The organism is Streptomyces sp. HP-A2021 (genome assembly GCF_022807935.1).
GTDB classification, from domain to species: Bacteria; Actinomycetota; Actinomycetes; order Streptomycetales; family Streptomycetaceae; genus Streptomyces; species Streptomyces afghaniensis.
Map to the genome: position 1 here is coordinate 1 of NZ_CP094344.1, position 15,084 is coordinate 15,084.

Annotated in this window: 10 protein-coding genes and 1 pseudogene; 2 read left to right on the forward strand and 9 right to left on the reverse strand. The window is 53.1% G+C overall.

What is annotated here, in order from left to right:
* The first annotated feature begins 539 nt into the window (after nucleotides 1-539).
* Nucleotides 540-1,868 (forward strand): annotated as a pseudogene (locus MQE23_RS00005) (IS4 family transposase).
* Nucleotides 1,869-3,697: 1,829 nt separating this feature from the next.
* On the opposite strand, the gene MQE23_RS00010 reads toward MQE23_RS00005, so the two are convergent.
* Entirely contained in the window at nucleotides 3,698-3,880 is a 183-nt protein-coding gene (locus MQE23_RS00010; RefSeq protein ID WP_243377774.1) for a hypothetical protein, read from the reverse strand.
* A 1,461-nt stretch (nucleotides 3,881-5,341) separates the two neighbouring features.
* Between MQE23_RS00010 and MQE23_RS00020 the strand changes: the two genes are divergently transcribed.
* Nucleotides 5,342-5,506, forward strand: a complete 165-nt coding sequence (locus MQE23_RS00020) for a hypothetical protein (protein WP_243377775.1) — start codon at nucleotides 5,342-5,344, stop codon at nucleotides 5,504-5,506.
* Between the two features lie 263 nt (nucleotides 5,507-5,769).
* Here the strand turns inward: MQE23_RS00020 and MQE23_RS00025 are convergent, their stop codons facing one another.
* From MQE23_RS00025 to MQE23_RS00065, 8 genes are all read right to left on the reverse strand, one after another.
* Entirely contained in the window at nucleotides 5,770-6,075 is a 306-nt protein-coding gene (locus MQE23_RS00025; RefSeq protein WP_243377776.1) for a hypothetical protein, read from the reverse strand.
* Nucleotides 6,076-8,811: 2,736 nt separating this feature from the next.
* A complete protein-coding gene (locus MQE23_RS00035; protein ID WP_243377777.1) occupies nucleotides 8,812-9,156 on the reverse strand; it encodes a hypothetical protein in 345 nt (114 codons plus the stop codon).
* Complete coding sequence (locus tag MQE23_RS00040) at nucleotides 9,153-9,533, reverse strand: hypothetical protein (RefSeq protein ID WP_243377778.1); 381 nt, start codon at nucleotides 9,531-9,533, stop codon at nucleotides 9,153-9,155. Before MQE23_RS00040 ends, MQE23_RS00035 begins: the two co-directional genes overlap by 4 nt.
* Nucleotides 9,534-10,440: 907 nt before the next feature.
* The gene (locus MQE23_RS43360) at nucleotides 10,441-10,737 is read right to left on the reverse strand and encodes a hypothetical protein (protein ID WP_279345093.1); all 297 of its coding nucleotides are present in this window, start codon (nucleotides 10,735-10,737) and stop codon (nucleotides 10,441-10,443) included.
* 931 nt (nucleotides 10,738-11,668) lie between these two features.
* Entirely contained in the window at nucleotides 11,669-11,971 is a 303-nt protein-coding gene (locus MQE23_RS00050) for an ATP-binding protein (RefSeq protein ID WP_243377779.1), read from the reverse strand.
* 555 nt (nucleotides 11,972-12,526) lie between these two features.
* A complete protein-coding gene (locus tag MQE23_RS00055) occupies nucleotides 12,527-12,784 on the reverse strand; it encodes a hypothetical protein (protein ID WP_243377780.1) in 258 nt (85 codons plus the stop codon).
* A gap of 151 nt (nucleotides 12,785-12,935) precedes the next feature.
* A complete protein-coding gene (locus MQE23_RS00060) occupies nucleotides 12,936-13,397 on the reverse strand; it encodes a hypothetical protein (RefSeq protein WP_243377781.1) in 462 nt (153 codons plus the stop codon).
* Nucleotides 13,398-13,677: 280 nt separating this feature from the next.
* Nucleotides 13,678-14,316, reverse strand: coding sequence for an MFS transporter (locus MQE23_RS00065; RefSeq protein ID WP_243377782.1), 639 nt, complete (start codon nucleotides 14,314-14,316; stop codon nucleotides 13,678-13,680).
* Nucleotides 14,317-15,084 lie beyond the last annotated feature (768 nt).

The following is a 15,084-nucleotide window of genomic DNA, read 5'->3' on the forward strand; positions in this document are numbered from 1 at the left end:
GGTTATGGCGTTTTTCTCATAGTCAACGTGCCTGTGGTTTTTCATTTTGTGTCGGGGCGTTCAAGCAGCCTGACGGTTGGCTTTGCTGATCGTGAATAGCTCGGCGTTAGCTGCATACGTTCCCGTTATCCACCCATGGTAATGATGGTCGTGGTTGAGATGCGAGCTGTGGTTACTTTGAACCTGGAGGGAAAAAAATAGCCAGTATCCATTTGAGGTACAAAGTTCGCCCCAGATCTTGGGGCGAAATGGAGATAATTTATTCGTTGTAATTCACTTTGCTTTGATCGTTCTGGCTTTCAGCATCTCAACTCTGTCCTGATTCTGTTAATGACCAGAATGTGTAGTCTGCGCTGCCATCAATCGTTTTTAAATATTCAATTTTAATGAATCATATGCGCGCAATTGAAGGCCTATCGTCTTGATCCTGAGAGGAAACTTTCTTAGCGATGAGCCTTTGTCTGGGCTGATCAGTTACGATCAGAATGATCCACGAAGGTGTAAGAATCCGGGAAGTGTTCTTCATTTCCGGATTTTTTATGCGTATCTCTCAGGCCATCGACCTCGTTTCACGTTACGATTCGACCCGTAATCCTTTGACTTCTCTTGGCGACTTTCTTGACCCAGAACTTATTGCCCGTTGCCTTGCTGAGTCCGGCGTGGTCACCCTGCGTAAACGCCGTCTTCCTCTCGAAATGATGGTCTGGTGCGTTGTCGGCATGGCGCTTGAACGTAAGGAGCCGCTTCATCAGATTGTCAATCGGCTGGATATTATGCTGCCCGGTAACCGTCCCTTTGTTGCTCCCAGCGCGGTTATCCATGCCCGACAGCGGCTCGGAAGTGACGCCGTTCGACGGGTGTTCACGCACACCGCTCACTTGTGGCACAACGCTGTGGCGCATCCCCACTGGTGTGGATTGACGTTACTGGCGATGGATGGCGTCGTCTGGCGCACACAGGAAACACCTGAAAATGATACCGCCTTCCCGCGCCAGACTTACTGCGGCCAACCTTAGCTCTACCCGCAGGTCAAAATGGTCTGTCAGATGGAGCTGACCAGCCATCTGATAACCGCAGCAGCCTTCGGTACGATGAAAGACAGCGAATATACTCTTACTTGAGCAACTGATAGACCAGACCGCAGATAATACGCTGACGCTGCTCGATAAAGGGTATTACTCATTAGGGTTGCTGAATGCTCTAAGCGTGCGGGGAGAACACCGACACTGGATGATACCGCTTAAGAAAGGTACCCGTTACGAGGAGGTCCGGAAACTGGGAAAAGGCGATCATCTGGTACAGTTGAAAACTACGCCACAATCCCGCAAAAAATGGCCGGGACTGAGTACAGAAGTGACAGCCCGATTACTGACCTATAGCCGTAAAGGAAAAATCTATCAGTTACTGACTTCGATGACTGATGGCATGCGTTATCCGGGAGGTGAAATGGTTGAGCTTTACAGTCACCGTTGGGAAATCGAGTTGGGTTACCGTGAAATCAAACAGACAATGCAACTGAGCAGACTGACACTGAGAAGCAAAAACCGGAACTTGTGGAGCAGGAGTTATGGGGTGTGCTGCTGGCGTATAATCTCGTGAGATATCAGATGATTAAAATGGCCAGTCAACTGAAAGGTTACTGGCCAAATCAGCTGAGCTTCTCAGAATCCTGCGGGCTGGTCATGAGGATGTTGATGACGCTTCAGGGTGCATCGCCGGGTCGTATCCCTGAACTACTGCGAGATCTGGAGAGTATGGGACAGATGGTGAAGCTGCCGATAAGAAGAGAAAGAACCTTCCCGAGAGTGGTGAAAGAAAGGCCTTATAAATATCGAAAAGCGAAGAAAAACAGCCAGTCAGTTGCTTAACTGACTGGCATTACTCCTTTGTCTGCGATTTTTTCGTTTCGCAATTGTGGATGAGATTAATTTGATTCGGGATAATGTCTATAGGTAGGGCGATATTGTATGAAATATGTCCTTCCATTTCATGTCCACAGACCAAACTTTAATCCCGCCAGTTGTGTACACTTCAGGGAAAGTAGATTGCTAACAAAATCGAAAACATCATCGAAATCCGCTAGATTTAACTCAAGAGTTGGTTACAGAGATGTTTACATTACTAGTTCACTTTAATCGTCTGTTTTCTTTTGCAAATCGACTATTGCACGTAAATCATTTTCAGAAGATTGCCAATTAGCTCACCATCCGATTTGCTTGATGTTATCGTGTTTATTTGTTAACGCAACCAATCCATATAAATCTTTAGCTGTTGCCCATGTTTTCCCCAGAGGCGACGGTTGATGTCTTCTCGATGAATGCAGCAGCCTTCTCTGATTCAGAATCTTTTTCAGATTTGGGCTAAGTAGACTTTCCGGATTCTCGCGCACCAAAAACAATGAATATCGTAAAACTTTTGAGACCGCATAATCAAATTCTTCATATAACCAAACCATCTTCTGCGACAGAGCCATAACGGCCACCAGTCAGACGTGCAGATAGTAATCACAGTCACCATTTTTTAAATTCCATTGACCTTCATCGATTGTTGGGAATAATCACCCCTGCTGATGTAATCCATTTCTATTAGCGTTCGTATAACGTGTTTCCGTTCCTCTTCCAAATCCGTAAACGTTGAACTTACGAAACCTTGAGAATTGTTTATCCATTTCTATCCCTTAAAGAGTGAAGGCACGAAGCCCTCTATTCAACATTAACTCCGCGTGGTGGTAGGAATCACGCATACCATCACGATAGCCTTCAGCAATGCTGCTTTAGCTTTTATGGCGTACAGTGCCCGCTTGGTTACTTGTAAAACATGCAAATCGACTCAGACTTGTTCCGTTCGAGATAAGCCTGATTATAAGCCTTGATCGTAGGCGGCAGCCACAACATTTATGCCGCCCTCACCACCTTGGTCATCTGGTGAAGGGAATTAGCTGCATTAAAATGGATGAGATCGTATTACAGATTGTCGCAGCTCTATGAGCACTAATTGGTATTTACATGACCATCCAAGTCGGTACAATCAAAACCGTAGAAATGAAAGCGAGGTTAACAAACGTTGCTAGTCTGCAAACTCATGTAGGATTACAGTTGCAAGTCGGATTCATAATCATGAATCCGTTTTTTATGCCTGTCATTAACGCGATATCTGCTGTGTATTAATTCATTAAAATACCGCTGGCTTTAGTTGAGATTCTCGGAGTGCAAAGCTTGATTTTGAGGTTGAATTAGATTTTCACAGGTTAAGAAACGCTAACCTTGTCTGAGAATATAGAAATGCTCAATAACGCGCAAAAAATGAAAATTTGATCGAATGATTTTCAGCGGAAAATATAACCGCCTAATTTAGAGCGTCCTGTAGTGATATCTGGTTTGGGGTGCTTGAAAAACTGAACCGTTTAGCCCACTGACTGCGGGTCATCATTACTTTGCACGAAGTGATTGATGTCCATTAGCAATACCTCCCACTGGCATTATCCTGATCGAAGATTACGAAACACATCGCAAATATTTGATTTTGAAATGATCTGGTGCCCTTTCTTTGTGAAGGCTGAGAAATAATTCGTATCAACGATCTGGATAATGCCAGCAGGGAGTCACGGTATGCCCCACCGGTTGCCGCCTTCTTCCACGCGCCGTTGGGAGACTTATGAACACGCGACCTGCCGACTTTTCTGCCGCTTGCAGCAACATCACCACTCAATTTGCTCCTGTTTCTGCTGCTGGAAAAACGTCGACCAATGATGTGGTAACTTTACTGCTAATAGAAGGCTGGCGCGAATGCGCCGCTCGGCAATGGTGGCTGACCCTGAAGAGCTGCGCAGTTCAGCGCGGTGGCCGATGCGCTGCTGATTAATGTCGACGCTGGAGCGCACGCGAACTGAGGCGATGCGGCGTATAAAAACAGCGCACATCAGGCGGTACGCCGTGGGTGCTCGATCCGGCTGCGTTGGTGGCGACCTTTCGGGAGTGAATTTACCGGGAATGCTGGCGGGCTGACGGCGATTCGCGGCAATGCACCGAAATCGCGCATTGGCGGGGTTGCTGCACAGGGGCGTGGCGTGGATAGCGCCGATGATTCGCTGGCGGCGTTCTGCTGAGCGCGAACTGGCGCGTGGGGACATGGTCAGGTGACCGGCGTGGTGGATTATGTCACGGACGGCGAGCGAGATATCGCGGTAAAGGCGGCGATAGCATGATGACGCGCGTGGTCGGGATGGGCTGCGCCGTCGGCGGTCGTCGCGGGTTTCGTTTCGGAGGGGGATCGTTATCGCATGTAGCGGCAGCGTTATGTCAGCGGCGTTGCAGGCAGCAGCGGCTTCGGTGGCGCAGGGGACGGGGAGTTTGATACCCCAACTTCCTCGATAGACTTTATACCCTGAGTGATCTCATGAAGCGTATCAATGCGTTGACGATTGCGGGCAACGATCCGAGCGGCGTGCGGGTATTCAGGCGGATTTAAAAGCCTTTCGCGCTGGGGCCACGCACCGTCATTACCGCGCTGGTGGCGCAAAACACATGCGGCGTGCAGTCCATCTACCGGATTGAACTGGATTTTGTCGCGGTACGCTGGATCTGTGTTGATGATGTGCGTATCGATAGCAGCTAAGATTGATGCTGGCGGCAGGACTGGTTATCGTTGAAACCGTTGCCGAACGCCTGCGTCATTACGCGGTGCCTTCGTGGTGCTGCTGACACCGTGATGCTGGCGAAAAAGCGGTGATCTCATTGCCCGCGCCGGAGGCGGTGGAACTGATCCGTCGTGAGCCGCTGCCGCGGGTGTCCCTGATTATGCCCAATCTGCCGGAGGCCGCCGTTGCGAATACGTCGCCTGCCGCCAACGAGCGGGAAATGCGTGAGCAGGGGGAAATAATCGCTGGCGATGGGCTGTCAGGCGGTGCTGATGAAAGGCGGCCATCTTAGTGCTGGAAAGCCCAGATCGCTGTTCAGCCGGCAGGCCGAGCCACTGCGTCTTAGTTCCCACGCGTGAATACGCGCCATACGCACGGCACCGGTTGCACGCTGTCTGCTGCGCTGGCGGCACTGCGACCACGTCACGATAGCTGGGGCGAGACGGTCGGGCGCAAAGCGAAGGATTATTTACAGCAGGACAGCAGGCGGATACGCTTGAAGTCGGGCACGGCATCACCTCCCTGTTCATCACTTCCATCGCTGGTGGGTCAACACCATACAAATTGACTTGTACTTTGCGTGGCGTATTTGTCAGTAATTTCAAAACTAAATTAAGCGTGCTCGGTATAGACAGCACGCGGGTCGTCCGGTTACTTTGCTGTGAATTATTGGCGTTAATGTGAAATAGGGTGTGGGGATAACATATGGCAGGTCTGTTTCAGAAAAGCGATGGCCGCTGGCGCGCTTCAGACGATACTCACATCGGGCCTGCTGGTGCCAGCATCATTCTGGTGATTTTTTTAGTCAAGGAAACGTTCCATCTGGCGAAAGTGCTGCTGATCTCCAGCGAGAAAGATTCTATCAGCTGATAGAAGGCATTGTGATCTATTTCCTGTATTTTGAGTTCATTGCGCTGATCGTGAAGTATTTCCAGTCCGGCTATCACTTCCCGCTGCGTTACTTTATCTATATCGGCATCACGCCATCATTCGCCTGATTGTCGACCACAAAAGCCCGTCGGATAGCGTTGAGGTAGCCCGCGGCGATCCTGCTGCTGGTGTTTACGTTGTATCTGGCAAACAGTAATCGCCTGAAACGGGAGTAGTAGAAACAGGAATAGTTGAACGCGCCGCTATTCCAGCAGCGAGCACTGGGGTGGCAGCCGACAGTGAATCGCCAGGGAAGCACCTCTTTGATATGGAAGCGTTTTGGCACTGAGCGGCTCGCCGTCCAGATTAAACGTCATATCGTCTGGGGCGGTGATTCCAGCCACGGCAGGGTAGCGGAAATCATGTTCTGGTTTTCGCTGCCAGTGAACCACTTCTGCGCGCATATTCGGCAGCAGCTCGGTTGCCGACAGCACGCTCAGTTCCAGCAACCCGTCGTTGACCAGCCTCTGGGCAAAGCTTTTGCTGCCCACCACCTGCCTGACGACCATTTCCTACCGCGACAACCAGCGTATCCCCTGACCAGTGAAAATCCATCCCGCGAATCTCACAGCGCTCGGCTTGCAGCATGTCCATGCGAAAGAGTGCGTGCAGCACGTGCGAGGCGCTCCGAGCGCGGCCTTCATCTTGGCCGGTGTCTCGGTGGTGATGCGCGTAGCAAATCCGCCCGTCGCCAGTTGATGAAGTAATGGTTGTCGTTCACCTTGGCGATATCAATCGCGGTGGCGCGGCCTTGATCGCCAGCGTTAGCGCGTTGTGCATCTCCATTGAACTGACAGCTGGTGGCAAAATCGTTGGCGGTGCCCAGCGGTACAATTCCCAGACACGGACGCACCGGGTTTCCGGCTGCACCGCTATGGCGGCGACTTCATTGACGGTGCCGTCGCCACCGGCGGCGATCGATGTTATCTGCGTTGAGCTGAATTGCCCTTCCGCATAGCGTTTAGCATCGCTACGTATTCCCATACTACGCGGACAGCGCGAAGAGCTGTCCTTTGCGTAGCAGCTCAATGGTTTCTGCGAAGTTCTTCATTACCCGCACTTTTTCCATTCAAAATCAGCAGTGTGATTGGATTTTTTTCCATGGCCTATTTCTCCTAAGCAGGATAGTGGGAATTAATAATAGTCACTAAATCGGTAGGTAGAAATCAGAAGAGTCAGGGAATGTTTGCGTAGAAATGGGGGGCGTGAGAAGAAAAGCCAGCTCAAGGAGATTGAGCTGGCTAAGGAGGTGGTTCCCAGTAGTATCACTACGCTTATTTTTCGTTCTATGTTTTCAGTTACGCAATATTAACCACAAGGCTAGCGAATTGGCTGCAGATTCATTTTTAATATTCGTTAAAAACCCGAGTTATAACGATACCTTTTGGCTGGTTTACGTTTCTGTTCGCAGGGAAGGTGCGGTGATAGTGCATAACGTGCGAGCAGGGCTGATTACTGGGCAGCTGGATGTACGAGACATCCGGCGATATTACTGGATGATATCTGCATGTTAGATTGGCGTGGTAGTGCCCGGCAGATTGCGCAGCAGAAAGAAGCATAATCCAGCGAGACATCGTCCGGCACAGGCAGATAGACGATGGCGGCCGTTACCCGGAAAGCGACATCGGTCACGTCTCGGTATTCCGCATGGTGTCGATGGTGAATTGAATATTGCCGTCGGCGTCATCATTCCACGCCGTCGCCGCAGGAAAATTCTGTTCTTCACATTGACTTCCGCTGTAGCCCATCGCGGTGCACGCCGGTGAATTCACCGACAAACCCGCTGACGATCGGAAACGGAATAGCCGTAGTCGTGGTTCTGGTAATCTTCATGCACGTGGCGACGCAGGAAGCCCTCGGTATAACCACGGTGTGCCAGACCTTCCAGCGTTTCTAGCAGCGTTGAATCGAATGGTTTCCTGCGACAGCGTCGTCATTTGCGCGACGATAAACCAGGTGCGGTACGGGCGCAATAATAGAACGACTTGGTGCGGCCTTCGATTTCTTCAGCGAATGAACCCAGAGATTTGCGTCAGGCGTTCAACGTGCTGAATGGCACGCAGATCGCGGGAGTTCATGATGTAAGTGCCGTGCTCGTCTTCAAATGCGGTCACACTGCCGGCGCAGATTTTCTTTCCAGCATAAGGACTTTGTCGGTCGGTTCGCCGATGCCCAGCGCAGGCTCAACGTTTTTCACCGCGATAGTTCGTGCTGATGAACGATACCTGACCTCTTCGTCCCCTTTACCTTCCTGAACTTTATCTCTACATGGTACTGCGTAAAATGGATCGGATCACTTGTTGATGTAGCCGGACAGCAGGCAGCGACCGGAATACGCTATGCACAGCGCCGTGAACGAAGATCTGTCCGGATCTGGGACGTTCTGGCGGATTTCTTTGCCAGGGCGACAGTTCGCGGGACAGAATGACACGCGTCAGCCCCATTTGCTGCCAGAATCTCACCGTCGCCCAGTTGACCGCGTTGGCCTGAACGGAAAGGTGAATATCTATCTGTGGGAAGTTTTCGCGCACCAGCATAACTGGCGCCTGGATCGGACATGATCAACGCATCCGTACCCCATTTCGATCACGGGTTGCAGGTCACGCAGGAAGGTTTTCAGTTTGGCATTGTGCGGCGCGATGTTAACGACGACGTAGAATTTCGCCCAGCTCATGCGCTTGCCAATGGCTTGCGCCAGCGTCTGTCTGGATACACCTGTTATTGCGCACGCGCAGGTTTGGCGAGGTTGACCGGCATAAATCGCGTCCGCGCCAGGCAAAGGCGTAGCGCATATTTTTCAGCGTACCGGCCGGAGAAAGCAGTCTGCCGGAAACATGGTATCTCTCGATCTGATCATATCGGCTGCTCCACGGCGGGAGCTTTGCGCAGCGGAGGACTTAGCGCCAATAGGGGAAAATTGTAGTAGACGACACACGAAACGTGGGCCTTTGTTTGACATAAATCAATCGTTTGATGTAAATCAATTTTTTGACCTAATAAAGAATGGCCTGCCATTGGCAGAGCAGCGATGCTGCGGGATTAACGCGTCGCGATACGGATCTTCCGAACGTTTCAGTGTCGTGATTGATATAAACGACCAGGCCAGCCGGTATAATCTGTGTCGGGTTCACGGCGGCATACCACCAATAGCCTCATTGATATGGTCGATATTGACCGCTCGCGACGCCCGGCCACCGGTACAAACGCTATAGTCGACAGGTTCGGTGAATCGGCAATGTTTCAGATTACATTTGAATGCGCGTCGTGTAGGCCACGTCAAAACGCACCAGCGTCACAAACAGACGCCAGTCGGCCCGGTCAGCGTGTCGCCGATGATATAACGATGGCTGCGCCCAGATCGTCCAGTCGTCCAGAACGGCGCGAAGAGCGTGGTGACAGCGTCGTTGTAATGTTCCTGCGTTTTGGCGAATCCGTCTTATACACGCCGTTGTTGACGTTGTGGTACACGGTTTCGTTCCAACGGTCGATCCGCCGCGCAGTTCCGATGGATAGAAATCGAGGTGGTTGCCGGTCAGGATCGCAAATCTGCTGTTCAGCATGCGGATAATGTCCGCCGATTCGTTATTCACGATGCGTCCCCACCCGATCCCACAGCACAGGCACCGATACCTTTCCGGTATAGTCGGGCACGCTGGCGGTGTAGAGCTGGCAGGTAGTGAATCTCACCGACATGCTCGCCGGGCATCCTGCGGGTGGCAAATTCCCAGCCGTCATCGGCGATGCTGGCTACAACGAGAGAAATAATGTTCTCCAGCCCTTTCAGCTTGCGGAAAATCAGCGTGCGCGATGCCCACGGGTAGAGATAGAGACAAAAAGCTGGTAACGACCGGCTTCTGGCACCAGTCGGTTTGCCGAAATTAGTTTCTTCGCGGTGGAATGCCCCATTTTTGATCTCTTCCGCTGCGACATCGCCGTTAACCCATTTGCCATTCACTAAGCCTGACATCGTTTTTCCCCTTATCCGTTCTGTTGGTGGTGACCAAGTCCTGCACGTCGTGCGGGGTGATACCCGTTATTATTGTAGGCTTAAAAGAGTAACAGCCTTGCAGCAGAAAACGACGGCAACCCTTTCATTGTCATTGTTATTTTGACCAGACCGGAAAGCGTTGGCTAATCGTTTGAGCGCCAGCAGCCATAGCGTGCAGAGTCGACACCTTCGTTGTCACAATCCACCGCTGCTTTAACAGCCCTTCCTGCGTAACCAGTCGTTCCAGCGGAGTGGGTTACCGAGCTACGTTACCGGGATCGACTTCGGCTTCCAGTCGGCTTAGACCTGCCGTTTCAAAGTAAATCCCAGCGCAGAGAGCGCCTCCGCCATATAGCCTTTGCCTTGCGCACTCGCCGCCAGACAGTAGCCGATTTCGGCGCGTTTAGACTCAATCTCAACGCGCACGAGCACAGCCGATCAGCTCGCCGCTCTCTTTGACTTCCAGACCCAGTTTCCAGTGTGTTGCTGCACATGCGCTGCCCAGCATCGTCAATCGGCGCGGGTGCCTCGATGTGGCGTTGTTGCGCGGGTGGTTCCAGAAACGCATCACAACCGGGTCGGACATAAAGACGAACAGCGCTGGTGCATCATCACGATAGAGCAAGGCGCAGCAGCAGGCGAGGAGTTTCGATTTTGGTGGTTTCGGAAAATAGCGCAGTCATTATCGTGGAAAGCCTCTTTTCTTTGTGTGTAATGAATGGGTGCGGGAATGGAAGACGGTTATTCCGGACGAAGCGGCTCGCTTGCAGTGCGGCAATATCGCCAGCTGCGATGATGTCCAGATGACGCGTGATTTTTTCTATCGGCCAGTCCCACCAACACAGCGTTTCCAGTGTCTCGATGACGTCCGGCGCAAAACGTGGCTTCAGGATTTTGCCGGATTGCCGCCAACGACCGTATAAGCGGGCACATCGGCGGTGACCACGGCGCGTGAAGCACCGATGGCGCCATTTCCAATGCGGATGCCGGGCATGATCAGCGCGTCATAATAACCAGACATCATTGCCGATGAGCGTGTCGCCTTTGTAAGGCAGATCGCCGGGCTTGGGGTGTCACTTTTTCCCAGCCGTTGCCAAAAATCTGAAACGCGTGCCGACAGGCCGGAAAGCCGATGATTACTTCCCTGTTCATGATAAATTTTGCGCCACGCGCGATGGCGCAAAACTTACCGATGATTAATTTATCGCCGAGAAACGGATAGTGGTAGAGCACATTTTTTGCTCGAAATTTTCCGCGCCATCGGGATCGTCATAATAGGTGGTCGCCATCAAGACCGGTTGCAATAAATGTTCTGGAGAAACACACTTTGGGGAAACCGGCCATGGGGTAGCGGTTATCAGGGTCTTATCTGTTCAACATGGTCTCCATAACGTCATAACGGGTGTTACACCATTACAGGCGCGCTTCAGCGATAGCCGGTTGCATACCGTGCGGATAAATGAGTCTCTTCGTCCAGCTGTTCCAGCTTGCGACGTGCAGATTTTCCTTGATGTGGCTATCGATGGTGCGGTCGGTCACGACGCGGTGTAATCGTCGTAGAGCTTATCCAGCAGCGCTTCGCGGGAAAATACCTTGCCCGGCTCGGTGGAAAGCGTCTTGAGCAGGCGAAATTCAGCTGGCGTGAGATCGAGATTTGCCCCAGATAGCTGGCCTGAAAGCCGCTTTTATCAAATCAATGGCGCGCCGTTTCGGTTTTCTCGACGGCTTCGCTCGTCATTCGCCACGCAGCGGCGCAGCAGCGTTCTGACACGCACGACCACTTCGCGCGGGCTGAAGGGCTTACAAATATAGTCATCGGCACTCAATTTCCAGCCCCAGCAGGCGATCGATCTCGCTGCGGGCGGTGACCATAATAATCGGGCACGTTGGAAACTGGCGGATGGTGCAGATGTCAGGCCATCGCAGCCCGGCAGCATTAAATCTAGTAAAATGAGGGAAGGGGAATGCCGCCGCACCCACTGACGACCTCATTGCCGTTGGGCAGCCAGTGCGTGGCATAGTCCGCTGCCTGAAGGTAATCCACCAGCAGTTGTCCCAATTTGGGCTCATCTTCGAATGATCAGAATCGGTGATGCCATAGCGAAACGCAGTTGTCATAGCTCTGGCTTATTTTCGGTAAGCGAGTCGATCTTAATCAGGCGCAAGGGAAGCTCAATAGTAATCACTCCCCCTAATGGCGAATGTTCAGCATGCAGCCGTCCGCCATGTGCCTCAACGATATTATTGCAGATAGCCAACCCCAGCCCAGCGCCGCGCCATGGCGCGGTTGCGCGAACCTTCGCACGGTAAAACGCTCGAAAATCAGCGTGAGCTGCTTGTCGGCCGCCGGGGGCGCTGTCCTGCCAGATAATCGCCCAGCTGCTTCTGCGCGTTGTTAATACAACCGTAATGCACAACTGAACTGCTCATCAGTGTAGCGCAGGCTGTTTTCCAGCAAATTGTTAAACAGCTGGCTTAGCCGGTCGGGATCGCCAGCACGCCCGCCTGCGCGGGTAAATCGGTGGTGAGCGTAATCTGCTTTTCTGGAAACGTTCATGGTAGCGGCGATAGTAATATGCAGAATTGCACCACGTTCACAGACGCCTTGCGGTGGAAATGTGCGCCCTGTCGATCGGACAGGGTTAGTTGATGCAGGTCGTCCACCAGTTTGGTGAGCGCTGACCTCAGACTGGAGCGAATGCAGAGAATGCGAGTCGGGCTTCGCACGCCGTCCCGCAAGGCTTCCAGCTCGCCGCGCAGCACCGCCAGCGGCGTGCAGTTCATGAGAGACGTCAGCCAAACGCGCGGCGAGACTGCCTGTTTTTTTCCAGCGTGATGGCGAGCTGATTAAAATCCTGCGCCAGCCTGCCCAGTTCATCGTGCGAACTTGCCGTCACCGCGTACTGAACGCCTGAGGCCAACCAGGCATGCCGCTGACCAGCCGCTTGACAGGGCGAGCAGGCCGCGCGCGGTCAGCCAGTAAGGGCGATGATCGCGAGCAGCGTCGAGAGTGCGACAATCAGCCAACTTGCGTGCTGCTGCTGCTGATTTGAACTGATGCCGGCGTTGCGGGTCAGGCGTTCAACAGGCGAGCACAACCAGCCGACCAACCGGTTTTGTGCAATTGAATCGGCTGTTGGTGCGGTCTTCACTGGATCGGTGCCGGAGAACCCAATGTTTGCGTTGATTGCAGTATCCAGCACCCAGAGGCGCACCCGCAGCCCCTGCATGCTGTTGTCGTGTCGTTGTTCTTGTATTCAGCGAGTGCGCAGCATCTGAACACCAGCGCTCATTGTTGCGCAGGAATGACCAGCTCACGCCGCAGCTGATATTGTTCGCCAGCGCATCGCGCAGCTGCGACCCGCTGTTCGGTTGCCGCGCTTAATGGGGTCGATAAAGCCGCGCTCGAAGCTGGCGCGCACGCCCCAGTGCATAGTAATCAGCACTCAGCATACAGGTGGCGAAGATCGCGAGAACAGCTTGGCGGTGATTCCAAATTTCATGACAACCTTCACGACGCTGCGCGGCAGCGTGGATTTGCTTGACGCCGTCCGTCGGGACGCGGTTAAAAATCAACACGGGCAGGGCGATGATGACGATCATGCTGAGATAGGTGTAAATAAACACCATGTGAGTTTCTCCGTTGCTCGCTGCTATGTGCGGCTGGGAAAACATGCTCAGTAGAATGCCTGCGATGACGCCGAGGCTGGTGGACAGCTGCATCGTCATCGACAGCAGGCTATTGCCGCCGCTGGCGAGCGTATCCGGCAGATCCTTCGGTGTCCGCGTGTTCACGGTGGAGAAGCGAACGGCGTTTACCCGTACCGAGGAAGAATGCAGCACAACTCGGGATCATCCAGATCCATTTCATCAGCGCGACCAGAGCAACATAGCGCCGTGACCAGCGCCAGCAGCAGCGTGGAGACAATCTGCAACGCGGCGGTAGCCAGGGTCGGCTAACGACCTGCACCACGATCTCGCTTCATTCCCATGCTGCCTAGCTTCCGTTGGCACCATCATCAGCCCGGCGTGGGACGGAGAGAATCCCATTCCCAACTGTAAAAACAGTGGCGTCATAAACGGTAAACATACCGCTGCCGATACGCGCCACAGCCAGCACCGCTCAGGCCGATGGAGAAGGTCGGCGGTATCGAATGAGATGCGAGATCGAACAGCGCCCGTTTGTTGTGACGAGCGTGCAGCACAATAGCTTAATAGCGCGATCAGCCCGACAGCTGTTAACGCCAAAAAATGGCAATCGGCGGAATGCCCAGGCCGCGGTTACCGTCCAGCGCCAATGTCGGCGCAGCCATACCGACGGCAAGCCAGAGGAAGCCGCTACGATGTCAAAGCGCTGCGTTCGCATGGTGTAATTGGGCATCAGGAACCATGAGCGGCCAGCGCGCCGATATGGGCCAGCGGGCAGGTTGATGAGGAAGGTCCAGTGCCAGCTGGCGTGTTCCACCAGAGAAAGCCGCCGAGGGCTGTGCCCCGTGTACCAGGCCAATCCTGGCCGGGCAACGTCACGAATGTCATCGCCGCCATATACTGATCGCGCGGGACGATTTTCATCACCGTTAGCCTGCCAACCGGCATTCATCATCGCGCCGCCAATACCCTGAATGACGCGTGAAATCAGTAGTTCATTCAGCGTTTCTGAACGGGCGCACAGCAGCGACCCGAGCGTAAACAGCAGAATCGCAGTGAAAAAGATGTTCTTCACGCCGATACGATCCGCCAGCCACCCGCTGGCAGGCAGCATCACCGCAACGGTCGTGGCTACATGCGGAAACAATCACCGAATGCATATGCAGCGGGCTTTCATTCAGACTCGCGGCCATTGAAGGCAAAGCGCGGTATTCCCACGATGGTGGTGATCCAGCGTCTGCATAGTAGATAGCCAAAGGCGTCAATCCAGAGCTGCCAGCGGATGCGGAAGCCGGTTGGCGTCATATTCCTTGACCCTCTCTGAACTGTTGAATACATTTTTGGGCATAGTCGGTGGTGTCCTCAATATTTCGCATGGTGTCTCGTGTGCCATCAGGACTGATTATTATCTCGGGAGAGGGTTTCGCGGCAGCTTAACATTTGTTTTTCTCTGCATGCTTTCTTGCATGCGCACGACACAGGGGCGCTCAGCCGCCGCCGCCCTGTGAACCTGTTGCCTGTTTGGCGTGAAATGATGCCGCTTCGCGATTCCTTCGTCGTCAATGTTCTCTTGTCTGCGGACTGCCGCTGACGCGTTCCCGACGCGGCGGCGGCTTTCGCGGCGTCCCGCCGCTCATCCGAGAGATCATCTTCTCCTCAGCATCATTTACGCCAAGGTGGGGAGTAACGCTGCGTGAGCTATATATTCCTTTTCTGTCACTTCGTGTGCTTAACATTTTTCCCGGCTGCAAAAAATTGTACTGAGACGGAAGCTGGCTCACGGGTGAGTGGCATGGATCGCCACGAAAGACAAGTGCCGCGCCGAGAGCGCGTCACTGGCGTGCTCGTAAAGAGACGCAGCTGGTGAAGGCACCGCGTAGCG

Excerpts from the sequence above, each read along its gene's own strand:
- MQE23_RS00020 (WP_243377775.1), top strand. The coding sequence starts at position 5,342 with ATGGCAGGTCTGTTTCAGAAAAGCGATGGCCGCTGGCGCGCTTCAGAC.
- MQE23_RS00025 (WP_243377776.1), bottom strand. The coding sequence starts at position 6,075 with ATGGTCGTCAGGCAGGTGGTGGGCAGCAAAAGCTTTGCCCAGAGGCTG.
- MQE23_RS00040 (WP_243377778.1), bottom strand. The coding sequence starts at position 9,533 with ATGTCAGGCTTAGTGAATGGCAAATGGGTTAACGGCGATGTCGCAGCG.
- MQE23_RS00055 (WP_243377780.1), bottom strand. The coding sequence starts at position 12,784 with ATGCAGGGGCTGCGGGTGCGCCTCTGGGTGCTGGATACTGCAATCAAC.
- MQE23_RS00065 (WP_243377782.1), bottom strand. The coding sequence starts at position 14,316 with ATGCTGCCTGCCAGCGGGTGGCTGGCGGATCGTATCGGCGTGAAGAAC.